Source organism: Serratia sp. CY31944 (genome assembly GCF_052169175.1).
Taxonomy (GTDB): domain Bacteria; phylum Pseudomonadota; class Gammaproteobacteria; order Enterobacterales; family Enterobacteriaceae; genus Serratia; species Serratia sarumanii.
Genome location: NZ_JBJNLG010000017.1, coordinates 53,905 through 67,333, shown reverse-complemented (window position 1 = coordinate 67,333; position 13,429 = coordinate 53,905). Strand labels below are relative to the sequence as shown.

The 13,429-nt window shown below is 60.8% G+C and carries 13 protein-coding genes; 4 read left to right on the top strand and 9 right to left on the bottom strand.

Features of this window, described 5'->3' with window-relative positions:
• Positions 1 to 38 precede the first annotated feature (38 nt).
• Complete coding sequence (gene pldA / locus ACJ8IN_RS17550; RefSeq protein WP_039568129.1) at positions 39 to 917, bottom strand: phospholipase A; 879 nt, start codon at positions 915 to 917, stop codon at positions 39 to 41.
• Positions 918 to 1,120: 203 nt separating this feature from the next.
• Here pldA and ACJ8IN_RS17545 point away from each other — a divergent pair, with 203 nt between their 5' ends.
• Positions 1,121 to 1,591 carry a thioesterase family protein gene (locus ACJ8IN_RS17545; RefSeq protein ID WP_033636656.1) on the top strand — a complete coding sequence of 157 codons (471 nt, stop codon included), beginning with the start codon at positions 1,121 to 1,123 and terminating at the stop codon, positions 1,589 to 1,591.
• 65 nt (positions 1,592 to 1,656) lie between these two features.
• The gene (gene rarD / locus ACJ8IN_RS17540) at positions 1,657 to 2,544 is read left to right on the top strand and encodes an EamA family transporter RarD (protein ID WP_033636655.1); all 888 of its coding nucleotides are present in this window, start codon (positions 1,657 to 1,659) and stop codon (positions 2,542 to 2,544) included.
• A gap of 16 nt (positions 2,545 to 2,560) precedes the next feature.
• Here the strand turns inward: rarD and corA are convergent, their stop codons facing one another.
• Positions 2,561 to 3,511: a magnesium/cobalt transporter CorA gene (gene corA / locus ACJ8IN_RS17535; RefSeq protein WP_004934262.1), complete on the bottom strand. Its 951-nt coding sequence runs from the start codon at positions 3,509 to 3,511 to the stop codon at positions 2,561 to 2,563.
• 445 nt (positions 3,512 to 3,956) lie between these two features.
• Between corA and ACJ8IN_RS17530 the strand changes: the two genes are divergently transcribed.
• Entirely contained in the window at positions 3,957 to 4,430 is a 474-nt protein-coding gene (locus ACJ8IN_RS17530) for a WbuC family cupin fold metalloprotein (RefSeq protein ID WP_033636654.1), read from the top strand.
• A gap of 46 nt (positions 4,431 to 4,476) precedes the next feature.
• On the opposite strand, the gene uvrD is transcribed toward ACJ8IN_RS17530, so the two are convergent.
• The 6 genes from uvrD to lptM all read right to left on the bottom strand — a co-directional run bounded on the left by uvrD (position 4,477) and on the right by lptM (position 10,154).
• Positions 4,477 to 6,639 carry a DNA helicase II gene (uvrD, locus tag ACJ8IN_RS17525; RefSeq protein WP_442519514.1) on the bottom strand — a complete coding sequence of 721 codons (2,163 nt, stop codon included), beginning with the start codon at positions 6,637 to 6,639 and terminating at the stop codon, positions 4,477 to 4,479.
• A gap of 78 nt (positions 6,640 to 6,717) precedes the next feature.
• Positions 6,718 to 7,434 carry a 5-amino-6-(5-phospho-D-ribitylamino)uracil phosphatase YigB gene (gene yigB / locus ACJ8IN_RS17520; protein WP_033649639.1) on the bottom strand — a complete coding sequence of 239 codons (717 nt, stop codon included), beginning with the start codon at positions 7,432 to 7,434 and terminating at the stop codon, positions 6,718 to 6,720.
• On the bottom strand, positions 7,434 to 8,345 hold the full coding sequence (gene xerC, locus ACJ8IN_RS17515; protein ID WP_016929495.1) for a tyrosine recombinase XerC: 912 nt from the start codon (positions 8,343 to 8,345) through the stop codon (positions 7,434 to 7,436). The genes yigB and xerC overlap by 1 nt, the downstream gene beginning before the upstream one ends.
• On the bottom strand, positions 8,342 to 9,055 hold the full coding sequence (locus tag ACJ8IN_RS17510) for a DUF484 domain-containing protein (RefSeq protein ID WP_033636652.1): 714 nt from the start codon (positions 9,053 to 9,055) through the stop codon (positions 8,342 to 8,344). The genes xerC and ACJ8IN_RS17510 overlap by 4 nt, the downstream gene beginning before the upstream one ends.
• Entirely contained in the window at positions 9,052 to 9,876 is an 825-nt protein-coding gene (dapF, locus tag ACJ8IN_RS17505; protein ID WP_047569816.1) for a diaminopimelate epimerase, read from the bottom strand. The genes ACJ8IN_RS17510 and dapF overlap by 4 nt, the downstream gene beginning before the upstream one ends.
• Positions 9,877 to 9,947: 71 nt before the next feature.
• Positions 9,948 to 10,154, bottom strand: a complete 207-nt coding sequence (gene lptM, locus ACJ8IN_RS17500) for an LPS translocon maturation chaperone LptM (protein ID WP_004934241.1) — start codon at positions 10,152 to 10,154, stop codon at positions 9,948 to 9,950.
• Positions 10,155 to 10,232: 78 nt separating this feature from the next.
• On the opposite strand from lptM, the gene cyaY reads away from it, so the two are divergent.
• On the top strand, positions 10,233 to 10,553 hold the full coding sequence (gene cyaY, locus ACJ8IN_RS17495) for an iron donor protein CyaY (RefSeq protein WP_033649637.1): 321 nt from the start codon (positions 10,233 to 10,235) through the stop codon (positions 10,551 to 10,553).
• 36 nt (positions 10,554 to 10,589) lie between these two features.
• Here cyaY and ACJ8IN_RS17490 read toward each other — a convergent pair whose 3' ends face one another.
• Positions 10,590 to 13,142, bottom strand: a complete 2,553-nt coding sequence (locus ACJ8IN_RS17490) for a class I adenylate cyclase (protein ID WP_019452546.1) — start codon at positions 13,140 to 13,142, stop codon at positions 10,590 to 10,592.
• Positions 13,143 to 13,429 lie beyond the last annotated feature (287 nt).

The window sequence follows — 13,429 nt, the reverse complement described above, 5'->3', positions numbered from 1 at the left end:
TCCCCATTTTTTCATCGGTACACACCCACCGGGTATGATTACATAATATCGTTCAGCATGACACCAACGCCCACCCGTGTCTGCCGGAAGTTGTAGTCGATCAGCGATTCGCCGTAGCCGCTGAACACCTGGGTATAGAATCGCACGTTGCGGGTGATCGGATAGCTCCAGCCCAGTTCCGCGCCGCCGTAGCCGCTGTTCCAGTTGTAGTGGCTGTCAACGCTGAACACGCTGTCGCCCCAGGCGTAACCGACCTTCAGCCGGTAGTATCCCATGTATTTGGTGATGTCCGGGTTGTCGTCGTTGCTCGAGCTCTCCGAGAAACGGAACCAGGGCTTGAGATCCACCTGCCAGTTGCCGTTTTGCGCCATCAGCCGCGCATAGCCGCGATTCCAGCTGCGCGACGTCGGGTCCGAGCGGCCGTTGGATTGATGGTTAACGCCGATTTCAACATCGCGCAGCGTCCAACCGGCAAAGCGGTAATCGGTCGCCCACCCCACGAACAGCTGCGGCTCGTAGTTGGTCTCGCGGAACGGCGAAGACTCGCCGCGGTTGGACAATTGCCACCAGGAGCGCTGAGTATAAGACGCGCCGAGCACCGAGTTGTCGCCGGCAATGCCCCGCCACAGCGGAAACGCCAGGCTAAGCTGGTATTTCACCTCGTCCTTGCGCGCCTTGTCGGCCCAGTTGTATGTCTTGATGGCCTCTTGGTTGATATCGCTGGTGTCGGTATACAGCAGGTAATTGGGATCGTAAGGGTACAGCGTGAACGGATTATCGTGCTCCTGCAACAGGTTGGCGATAATGCTGCCGCGCACCGCCGGCTTATCGTGAATCTGCTGCTCTTTGGCTTCCGCAGCCAATGCCAGCGCCGGCATCAGCAGCGTGGCGGAAACGATCCCTGACAAAATGCGCATAACCTCTCCTCACTCCAACGAAAAAGGGCAATCCCGGAAAAAATCAGGCCATTTTACACACAAAGGAGGCTTTACCGCAGCGCAGGCCGGTTTTATTGGAATAGTCTGGAAAGCAACAAAGGTTAAGCATAAAATCAACATTCCATTAACCTGGACTGACCAGTTAGCTCCCTTAAAACGCAAAAGAAAAACGGAAACCCGCTATGTCGACCACACCACTGACCCTGGAAGCCGCCCGCCGCAAGATCGGCGAAATCTTTGTCTACCACATGCCGTTCAACCGCGAGCTTGGCCTGGAGCTGCGCCGCTTCGACGATGATTACGTCGAGCTGAGCTTCACCAACCAGCGCAAGCTGGTGGGCAACGCCGCACAGGAAATTCTGCACGGCGGCGTGATCGCCGCGGTGCTCGACGTCGCCGCCGGGCTGGCCTGCGCCGGCGGGGTGCTGACGCGCATGGAGCCGCTGATCGAAGAAGAGATCGCCGCCAAACTGTCGCGTATGGGCACCATCGATCTGCGCGTCGACTACCTGCGCCCCGGCCGCGGCGAACACTTCGTCGCCTCCGCCAGCGTGCTGCGCAGCGGCAATAAGGTCGCCGTCGCCCGCGTAGAACTGCATAACCACGACGGCCTGCATATCGCGACCGCGACCGCCACCTATCTGGTCGGCTGATGATTGTGTGCGGTGGGCGTCTTCAGTACACTCACCGCATCTTACGTTCCCCACCGAGTGACGTCATGGACGCAAAGCAAACGCGTCAGGGCATTTTCTTCGCCCTGGCCGCCTATTTTATGTGGGGCATCGCCCCGGCCTATTTCAAACTGATTCAGCAAGTATCCGCGGACGAGATCCTCACCCACCGGATCATCTGGTCGTTTTTCTTCATGCTGGCGCTGATCACGCTGGGCCGCAACTGGCCGAAAGTGCGCGCCGCCTGCCAAAATCGCAAACGGCTGCTGCTGCTGGCGGTCACCGCGCTGTTGATCGGCGGCAACTGGCTGCTGTTCATCTGGGCGGTGAACAACCACCATATGCTGGAAGCCAGCCTGGGCTACTTCATCAACCCGCTGGTTAACGTGCTGTTGGGGATGCTGTTTCTCGGCGAGCGCTTTCGCCGCATGCAGTGGGTGGCCGTGGCGCTGGCGTTCACCGGGGTGCTGGTGCAGCTCTGGCAGTTCGGTTCGTTGCCGATCATCGGTCTGGGGCTGGCGTTCAGCTTCGCCTTCTACGGCCTGCTGCGCAAGAAAATCGCCATCGACGCCCAGACCGGCATGCTGATCGAAACGCTGTGGCTGCTGCCGGTGGCGGCGGCCTATCTGTTCCTGTTCGCCGACAGCCCCACCAGCCACCTGAGCGCCAACCCGTGGTCGCTGAACCTGCTGCTGGTCGCCGCCGGCATCGTCACCACCGTGCCGCTGCTGTGCTTCACCGCGGCGGCCACCCGGCTGCGCCTGTCGACGCTCGGTTTCTTCCAGTATCTCGGCCCGACGCTGATGTTCCTGCTGGCGATCACCTTCTACGGCGAAACCGTCGGCCAGGACAAACTGGTGACCTTCGGCTTTATCTGGGCGGCGCTGATCCTGTTCACCCTCGACGCGCTCTACACCCAGCGCAAGCTGCGCTGAGCCCGGCGCCGCCGGGTTACAGCCAGTTCTTGCGCTTGAAGTACAGGTAAGGGGCCAGACCGGCCAGGATCATCAAGGTGATGGCGCCCGGGTAGCCGAACGACCATTTCAGCTCCGGCATGAATTCGAAGTTCATGCCGTAGCTGGAGGCCACCAGCGTCGGCGGCAGGAACACCACCGACACCACCGAGAAGATCTTGATGATGCGGTTCTGCTCGATGTTGATGAAGCCCATCGCCGCCTGCATCAGGAAGTTCACCTTCTGGAACAGCGATTCGTTGTGCGGCAGCAGGGATTCGATGTCGCGCAGCACTTCACGCGCCTGCTCCAGCTGGCCGGTCGGCAAACGCGCCTTGCGCACCAGGAAGTTGAGCGCGCGCTGGGTATCCATCAGACACAAACGCACCTTCCAGCCGATATCTTCCAGCTCCGCCAGCGTCGATAGCGCGGCGTCGTATTCATCGCCCTGATGCCCTTCCATGATCACCCGGCTGAGCTGTTCCAGATCGCTGTAGATGTTCTCTATCTCGTCCGCCAGCTGTTCAATCTTGGTTTCGAACAGATCCAGCAGCAGTTCGTAGGCGTTGCCTTCGAGCATGGTCTGGTTGCGGGCGCGCATGCGGTACAGACGAAACGCCGGCAGTTCACGCTCGCGCAGGGTATACAGGCGGCCGTCGCGGATGGTGAACGCCACCGTGGAGTTGCCGGCGTGATCTTCCGCATCTTCAAAGTAGAAGAAGGAGTGGATATGCAGACCGTCTTCATCTTCGAAGAAACGGGCGGAGGCTTCGATGTCGTCCAGTTCGGGACGCGTCGCCAGGCTTTGTCCCAGCTCATTCTGCACGCGCTCACGCTCGCCCTCTTCCGGCTCGACCAGATCAACCCACAGCGATGACGTGAGATCATCCGAGTCGTCCAGCTCCAGACGGGACAAGCGGCGGTTATCTAATTTAAAAGCGCTCAGCATGTGCCAAAACTCCGTGAAGGTAACGGGTGCGGACAACGCGTTGAAGCACAGAAACAGAGGGGATGCGTATCACCGATTTGTTTCAGACCATGAAGAGATCTGACTCATAGCGACGCTTTGCGGGGTCGCCGACAACCACGAAGGCTATCAGCAAAAACGGAGAGCCTTAGAAGTTATACCTGCGGCGCAGGTCAGTGAGCCAGTATCTACTGGGTGTGTCCAAGGCGTCTGTCCTCAATGATAATAGTGCGCGCATGTTACGCCGAGAAGAAAAAGCCTGTCAACACGTTAGGCGGGATAATTGCGCAACAAATCATCACGGTGTTCAATGGCAAAAATGGCGCCTAAACCGTACTGAAAAAGTCGCGGCGATCGCTTACCGCCACCAAGAATGTTGCTAAGATGACATCACCCTAATGGTACGACAAGCATGCGGATTTAAACGATGAAACAGATTACCGCCCATGAACTGACCGCGATGAGCGAACAGGCCGCCAGCGTGCCCCGCCTGCGCGCGCACCGCACCTTACACGAAGAGTTGAGCGACCCGGTGCAACGCCTGGCGATCGCCATGGAACCCGGCACCTATATCCGCCCGCACCGTCACCCGCAAACCTGGGAACTGCTGACGCCGCTGCGCGGCCGTTTTGTCGTGCTGCAGTTCAACGATGACGGCGTCGTAACGCAACGCACCCTGCTCGGCGAAGAAACCAAAGTGCTGGAGATGCCGGCATTTACCTGGCATGCGGTGTTGTCGGTCGATGCCGGCGGCGTAGTGTTCGAAGTGAAGCAGGGCCCGTATCAGGCGTTGACCGAAGAGGACTGCATGCCGTGGGCGCCGCAGGAAGGCGGTGAAGGCACCGAAGCGGTGATGCGCTGGTATGCCACCGCGCAGGTCGGCGATCGCTACCCTCACTGATCCTGAACGATTGCAGGGGCTGCCCCCTGCAACGCGCCCCTCTCTTTTATACCGTTTCCAGGCGAGCGTAGGCCGCCACCAGCCACTTGATGCCCTCGCCCGGGAAGGCGATCTGCAGCCGGCTGTGCTCGCCGCTGCCCTCCAGATTGACGATGGTGCCTTCGCCAAACTTGGGATGGCGCACGCGCTGGCCCAGCTTGTAACCGGTATCGTTCTCGCTGATCGGCGTGCCCATGCGGCGGTGATTGACCGGGCGCGATACGCTGGCGCGCAGGCGCACTTCTTCCACGCACTCTTCCGGCAGTTCGCCGATAAAGCGCGACGGCCGGTGGTAAACCTCTTTGCCATACAGACGGCGCGTTTCGGCATAGGTCAGCGTCAGCTTCTGCATGGCGCGCGTTACGCCCACATAGGCCAGGCGGCGCTCCTCCTCCAGACGGCCGCCTTCATCCAGCGACATCTGGCTCGGGAACATGCCCTCTTCCATGCCGACGATAAACACCAGCGGGAACTCCAGCCCCTTGGCCGAGTGCAGGGTCATCAGCTGCACCGCGTCCTGATAGGCGTCGGCCTGGCCTTCGCCCGCTTCCAGCGCCGCATGCGACAGGAACGCCTGCAGCGGCATCAGATCCTGATCTTCGTCCTGATAGCTGAACTGGCGCGTCGCCGTCACCAATTCCTCAAGGTTTTCAATGCGCGCCTGCCCCTTTTCGCCTTTCTCCTGCTCATACATGATGAACAGCCCGGAATCGCGGATCACCCGGTCGGTCTGCACGTGCAGCGGCATGTCGGCGGTTTCGTGCGCCAGCGACTCCACCAGTTCGATAAAGCGCTGCAGCGCCGACGCAGCGCGGCCGGCCAACACCTTGTCCTGCATCAGCTCACGCGTCGCCTGCCACAGCGTCAGCTGGCGATCGCGCGCCGCCTGGCGCACCACGTCGAGGGTGCGATCGCCGATGCCGCGCGTCGGGGTGTTGACCACGCGCTCGAAGGCTGCGTCGTCGTTGCGGTTGGAAATGAGGCGCAGGTAAGCCAGCGCATCCTTGATTTCCTGGCGTTCGAAGAAGCGCTGGCCGCCGTAGATGCGGTACGGCATCGCCGTCTGCAGCAGCGCCTCTTCCAGCACGCGCGACTGGGCGTTGCTGCGGTACAGGATGGCGCAGTCGTTCAGCGCCCCGCCGTTGTCCTGCCAGGTCTTGATGCGGTTGACCACGAAGCGCGCTTCGTCGAGTTCGTTGAAGGCGCAGTAGATGGAGATCGGTTCGCCTTCGCCGCCTTCGGTCCACAGGTTTTTGCCCATGCGCCCGTCGTTGTTGGCGATCAGGGTGTTGGCCGCTTTCAGGATGTTGCTGGTGGAACGGTAGTTCTGCTCCAGGCGGATGGTTTCCGCGCCGGGGAAATCTTTCAGGAAGCGCTGGATGTTTTCCACCTGCGCGCCGCGCCAGCCGTAGATCGACTGGTCATCGTCGCCGACGATCATCACGTTGCTGTTGCCGCCCGCCAGCAAACGGATCCAGGCGTACTGGATACTGTTGGTATCCTGGAATTCGTCCACCAGCACGTTGGTGAAACGTTCGCGGTAGTGGTTGAGGATATGCGGCTTGTTCAGCCACAGCTCGTGCGCGCGCAGCAGCAGCTCGGCGAAATCCACCAGCCCCGCGCGATCGCAGGCTTCCTGATAGGCCTGGTAGATGCGCAGCCAGGTGGCCTCTACCGGGTTGTTGTAGGTCTCGACGTGCTGCGGCCGCAGGCCCTCGTCTTTCTTGCCGTTGATGTACCACATCGCCTGACGCGGCGGCCACTGCTTCTCGTCGACGTTCAGCGCCTTGATGATGCGCTTGAGCAGCCGCAGCTGGTCGTCGCTGTCGAGGATCTGGAAATCCTGCGGCAGGTTGGCTTCCAGGTGGTGGGCGCGCAACAGACGGTGCGCCAGGCCGTGGAAGGTGCCGATCCACATGCCGCCCTGGCTGGTGCCGATCAGATGTTCGATACGGTGGCGCATTTCCGCCGCCGCCTTGTTGGTGAAGGTCACCGCCATGATCGAATACGGCAAGCAGTTCTCCACCGACAGCAGCCAGGCGATGCGATGCACCAGCACCCGCGTCTTGCCGCTGCCCGCTCCGGCCAGAACCAACAGGTTGCTGCGCGGCGCCGCCACGGCTTCACGTTGTTTTTCATTCAGGCTGTCGAGCAGATCGGAGACGTCCATAGGCACCACTAATGGTTAAGGGAAAACCCGCCGCTGACGGGTTTTTCACTGGAAATTTATACAGAGTTCTGGCAGGGATTATAACAATGCTGTCAGCGATGCCAACTGCGAAATCTCAATATGCGGCAGCAGGCGGCTGTCGGCGGCCTGCATCAGGCAGCGTTGCCGATCGTTGATCCAACAGGCCTGCAGCCCCGCGCGCAGCGCGCCGGCGACGTCGGTGGTCAGATCGTCGCCCACATGCAGGATCTGCTCGGGCGCCACGCCCAGCCGCTCGACGGCCAGGTGATACATGTCCTGATACGGCTTGGCGCGCCCGTCCGGCCCGGAGCGCAACACGAACTGGAAATAACCGTCCAGGCCGCACTGCGCCGGATCGGCGTTGCCGTTGGTGATCGCCACCAGCGGGTAGCGCGCGGCCAGCGCCTTCAGCGTGGCGTGGGTCGCTTGCGGTACCTCGATGCGGCTGCGCCACAGCGCGAAGTTTTGCATCGCCGCATCGGCCCCGATCGCCGCGTCGGCATCGCGCAGCCCCTGCCGGCTCAGCGCCAGATGAATAGCGCGCCAGCGCCACTGGGTGACGTCGTGGTAAATCTCCGGATCCTGCTCGCGCAGCTCCTGGCGCAGGCGGTGGAAATCCGCCGACTGAAAGCTGTTCAGACCGGGGTGGTAGCTCTGCAGGAAGGCCACCGACTGTTGTTCGGTTTGCCGGATCACCGGGCGATTGTCATACAGCGTGTCGTCCAGATCGAAAGTCAGCGCCGCCAGCGGGCGCAGCGGGCGATAAAAATGCATCAGGATTTCCCCCGTTTGGCGCGCGGATGCGCGGCATCGTACACGTTCGCCAGATGTTGAAAGTCGAGGTGGGTATAAATTTGCGTGGTGGTCAGGTTGGCGTGGCCGAGCAGCTCCTGCACCGCGCGCAGATCGCCGCTCGACTCCAGCATGTGAGTGGCGAAGGAGTGACGCAGCTTGTGCGGGTGAATATGGCTGTTGACGCCCTGTTTCACGCCCCATTCGGCGAAGCGCTTTTGCACGTTGCGCGTCGAGATGCGCCGCCCCTGATTGGACAGGAACATCGCGTCATCTTCCGGCCCGAACAGATCGCGCATCGCCAGCCAGTGTTCCAGCCAGGTGACGGCGGTGCGCCCGATCGGCAATTTGCGCTCTTTGCTGCCTTTCCCCATCACCCACACCTCGCCGGCCGCCATATCGACATGGCGGCAATCCAGCCCCACCAGCTCGGAGAGGCGCAGGCCGGCGCCGTACATCACCTCCAGCATGGCGCGATCGCGCACCGCCAACGGATCGTTGAGATCGATCTCCAGCAGCTGGTTCATTTCATCGACGTCGATGTTTTTCGGCAGATGGCGGCCGCTGCGCGGCGTGCGGATGCCTTTGGCGGGGTTGGCGTGCAATACGCCCTGGCTGACCAGCCAGTCGAGGAAACTGCGCAACGAAGAGAGCCGCAGCGCCAGGCTGGCGGACTGCAGGCCGGCGCGTTTGCTGCGCGCCGCCAGCATGCGCACCCGGGCGGCGTCCAGCGCCGCCCAGTCGGTGACGCCGATCTCCTGCGCCAGGCGCATCAGCGCCGCCAGCTGGCGCGAATAGCTAAGCTGCGTCAGCGGGCTGAGTTGCCGTTCTACCTTGAGATAACGCAGAAAAGCGTCCACCGGCTGCTGCAGGCTGGGCGCAATCGGCGTCATGCGCGTTCGACCCAGCGTTCCAGCAGCGCCGGCAGCATGCGCGCCAGTTGATTGAGCATCACCGTGCCCATGCCCTGCTGATAGTGTTGCGTATCGCGGCTGCTGAAGATCACCATGCCCAGTTCGCCATCGTCGCCCAGCATCGACAGCGCCACCGAGCCAATCTGGCCAATCTGTTTGGCCTGCGGCAACAGCAGCAGCAGTTCGGGGCCGTTCAGGCCGCCGAGGTAATGTTGTTCGCTGCCCAGCCGCTGAATGCGAAACGGCTCGAACGCCGAACGCGTCAGCGCCAGGTGGGTAAAGTCGGAAGGCGCGCCGATCTTCCAGCGCTCGGCGAACAGGCGCACCGTGGCGCCGGCCAAACCAAAGCCGCGCGCCCAGCGCTGCAGCCGGTTGAGCATGTCCTGCAGGCTGTCGGCGGTGGCCAGATCGGCCTGCAGGTGCAACAACCGGGCGAAGAGCCCTTCGTTGGCGCTGGCCTGCTCCATCAGCAGCGTGATCTCTTCTTCCAGCCGTTCGATGTGATTGCGCTGGCGGGCCAGATGCCATTCCACCAGCGAAACGGTGCCGCGCACCGGGTGAGGCACGCGCATCTGCTCAACCTGGCGCGCGTTGCGAATAAAGAAATCCGGGTTCTGCAGCAGGTACTGCATCACGGTGTCGTCATCCAGCGCCAGGCCGGCGACGCTCTGTTCTTCTACGCTTTTCATAGATGAATAAATCCGTCATAGACATGGGTTGCCGGGCCGGTCATAAACAGCGGGTTGCCCGGCCCTTTCCAGCGAATATGCAGGCTGCCGCCCGGCAGTTCTACATGCACCTCTTCTGACAGCAATTCCTGTTGGATCCCCACCGCCACCGCCGCACAGGCGCCGCTGCCGCAGGCCTGCGTTTCGCCGGCGCCGCGCTCGTAAACGCGCAGCTTGATATGATCGCGGCTGACCACCTGCATAAAACCGATGTTGGCCCGTTCCGGGAAGCGCTCATGCCCTTCCAGCACCGGCCCGAGCAGCTCCACCTTGGCGGTTTTTACATCGTCCACCTGCAAAACACAATGCGGGTTGCCCATCGACACCACGCCGCACAGCACGGTGTGTTCCGCCGCGCGCATGATGTAGGTCTTTTCCGCCTTGGCGGCGCGGAACGGCACCGCCTGCGGATCGAAATTAGGCTCGCCCATGTTGACGCACACCAGATCGTCGTCGGTGACGCTGAGCACCATGCGCCCGTTTTGGGTGCTGACGCGGATGTCGCGTTTGTTGGTCAGCCCTTTCAGCCGCACAAAGCGCGCGAAGCAGCGCGCGCCGTTGCCGCACTGCGCCACTTCGCTGCCGTCGGCGTTGAAAATTCGGTAGTGAAAATCCAGCTCGGGATCGTAAGGCGGTTCTACCACCAGCATCTGGTCAAAGCCGACGCCCAGGTGCCGATCGGCCAGCCGGCGGATCAGCTCAGGTGAAAAATAGACATTCTGTGTAACGGCATCGACCACCATAAAGTCGTTGCCCAGACCGTGCATTTTGGAGAACTGCATATCATACTCCGCTATCTGGACGCGCTATCCGTCTTGATTTTACGGCGGCGCTCGCCACCGCAAACAGGGTGTTACTGGTCGACCATCGACGGTTTTTGCTGAGAGCCAGACTGCTCCTGCTGGTTCTTTTGCACCTGATCGCCCGTTTGCACCGGCGGCTTGGCCGGTTTTTGGCTGGCGGGATCGGCAGGCGGGAAGTAAAGCGGGCCTTTCAGACCACAGCCGGCGAGGCCGGTAACCAGAACTGCCATCAGCGCATAGCGTAGTTGTTTTTTCATTTGCATTAATGCCTGTAATTCATGCGTCCAAGGTCTCTATAATCGCAGGTGGATCATGAAAAGCAATAGGAATTGAATATGAACGACAGCGAGTTTCACCAGTTGGCCGACCAGCTGATGCTGAATATTGAAGAGACACTGGACGATTTTGACGGCGATGCGGATATCGATTACGAAACCAATGGTGGCGTAATGACGCTGAGCTTCGAAAACGGCACCAAAATCGTCATCAACCGACAGGAGCCGCTGCACCAGGTGTGGCTCGCCACCAAGGCCGGCGGCTACCACTTCAACTACCGCGACGGCGCTTGGCTATGCGATCGCAGCGGGCAGCCGTTTTATCAGCTGCTCAGCGAAGCGGCCAGCGCGCAGGCCGGCGAGGAACTGCGTTTTTCCTGAGGCTAAGCAGGGCTCGGCAACCGAGCCCTTGCGGCGTCAATGCAGCTGGAACTGCTGTTTCAGCGGCTGCGCGGCGCCGTCGGCCACCGTCACGCACAGGCTGGACAGCACGTTGCTGCGGAACGGGATCACCTGCGTGCGCCCGTCGAGCTGCACGATCTGATAGAACTGCGGCAGGTTGAAGTTGATGAAGCTGGAGCCGTAGGTGAAGCGATCGTGCGAGGATGAATAGAAGCGGCTGACGTCGCGCACCAGCTCCTCTTTACTGCCCTCGCAGTGGTGATACACCTCCACCCGATTAGACTCGTCCAGAATATAGATGTTGAAGCCCTTGTCGTCTGAGGTGTCTTCGAAGAAGAACTGGATGATCCCCTCGCTGGCGAAGCCGTCCACCACCGGCGGCAAATGCACCTGATCGGTTTCCACCTTGATAGACAGGCCATGCAGCTTGTTGTTGGAGATGGCGCCGTAAAACTCCACCGCGTTCTCCAGCTTTTGCACCGATACGCTCAGGCGCTCGAAGAACAGCCCCCAGGTCTGCCCGGCGACGCGCACCGCCTTGAAGCGGCCGGGCTCCAGGCGGGTGCTGGACAGGCGCAGCTCGATGCATTCCGACACCAGCTGCTGGATGCGGGTGCGGATCAGGCCGCGCAGGTGCTGGCTGTAGCAGAACACTTCCACCGACTCCGGCGGCGCGGCGTCCTGATGCATTTTGCCGAGAATGGTTTTCAGCGCTTCCAGCACCGACTGCTCGCCGCTGAAATGCAGGGTGCGCACTTCATTCCAGGAGTTGCGGTACAGCAGATCGATGCTGCCCACCAGGCACTGCTGCTGCTGGCCGAAGCTGAACACGTCCAGCTTGCGGAAATCGAAATGCACCACCTGATTGCGGAAGGCGGCGGTCGGATCGTTTTCCAGATTGACGATGATCGCCAGATGGCGGATCTCGCACGGGCTGTACAGCGCTTTCGGCGTCGGCGCCGGCAGGCGCAGCGGGAAGTGATGAGAAACGTCGGCCACCAGCTCCTGCAACTTGGCGGTGTCGCACAGGTTGCCGCTCTTGATGTGCAGGCGGGTCTGCGGCGTCAGCAGGCCGTTGAAATAGGCCCAGGCCACCAGCTTGTTCAGGTAGCGGTTATATTCCAGCGGCTGATGGCTGACAATAGAATCCATGGCCGGCGCCTGATTATACAGGTACCAGCCGGTGCGGTTGGCGCGGCCAACCGGCACGTGAATAAAGGTTAAGTCGTTTTCCGACAGGTCCGGCGAAATCTGCGGGTTCACCAGCGTCACCTTGCCGGGCAGCGCTTCGAACGCCGCGTACAGTTTGCGGGTCAGCACGCCGATATCCTGCGGGCTGGCGCTGACGCTGAGGTTGTTGCGGCGGGCAAAACGGATCAGGTTGCGGTAGCTCTGCATCATCGCGTCGAGCAGCTCGTTATGCGCTTCGCGCACCCGTTCGATTTTCCAGTTGGCGCGGTTGTCCAGCATCGCCAGACGCTCTTCGCTCCAGCCCCATTCGCTGACCAGCTGGCTGAGGATCTCGCGCCGCCAGCCGACGCAGGCCTTGGCCAGCGACAGCTTTTCACACACTTTCAGGTAGAAACAGCGGCGGGCCAGATCGAGGCGGGTGGTGTCGTTGATGTCGGTCAGGTAGCGGGTGACGCGCTCGAGCATCATGCAGTAGGCGTCGAGCCCGAAGCTGACGATCTCGCCCTGATGCAGGCGATGTTTGATGTCCGTCGCCAGCAGTTGGGTATTGGGATATTCCCAGGAATAGGCTTCCAGCAGCAGGGTCTTCAGCACCGCCTTGTAAGGCGAATCGATGCTCTTGTACAGCTGCCACAGGCTGGCGCCGAAGTACTCTTCCGCCGACAGCGAACTCAGGCCGCCGAGATCCAGCCACTCGTTCGGCGTCAGCGCGCCCTGCGCGTATAGCGACAGCACGTATTCATCGTAGTGCGCTTCTTCTTCGCCCGGCACCATGTTCCACAGGATGCGCTTGCCGGCCAGGCGCACCGCGGTGCGGTAGAATTCGTCGAGCAACAGGATATGCTGCGTCGAGCCGCAGTCTTCGCCGCCCAGGCTGCCGCTTTCATTATGCCGGAAGCGGTTTTCGTCGATCAGGAAGAAGCTGACTTCCACCCCCATCGAGGCGGCCCACTTCTCAAGCAGGCTGCATTTTTGCTGCAGGCGGGTGCGTTCTTCGTTGTCCAGCCAGGACTGGTGGCAGACCCAGATGTCGAGATCCGAGCTGCAGCTTTGGCCGATAGACGAGGTGCTGCCCATCGAATAGACGCCGGTGATCGGCAGCTCGCCGCTGGCCGGTTTGTCAAACGGGCTGCCCCATTTGTCTTCTAAATCGTTCAGGTAATCTTGTTGAGTTTCATCAGGCGTGTAGAGGCAAATGCCGTGGGGAACGTTACCGTTCAGGTAACCCGGCATCAGCGGGTGGTGGTGGTGCAGTAAGGTGGGCAGCAGACTGTATACCCGTTGAAACGCGGGCTTCATAGCCGCCAGGGCGCGATCGACGCGTAGCTGATTGATCGCATCCAGTCTCTGCTTCAATGTCTCGATGTAGAGGTACAAGACGTCTCGCCTGATTATCCCGGTGTTTAGAAAAAAACCCGTATTCCATAAGCGCCGTTAGTGTAAGAAGAATATTTGGCGACTTATTGCTGGAAACGTGATCAATTTAACACCTTGCTGATTGACCGTAAAGGAGGTAACGCTTCACAATTATTGTAGCGCTTCCCTAAACGATTTACCCGCAGTGTTAACTGCCCCAAAGCACATCACACGTCCCTTTGATTCCGTTGTCCTTTTTCCGCCTCCGGCTTCTTGCACTGACAGTATTGGCTCTCAGTGGTAGGATG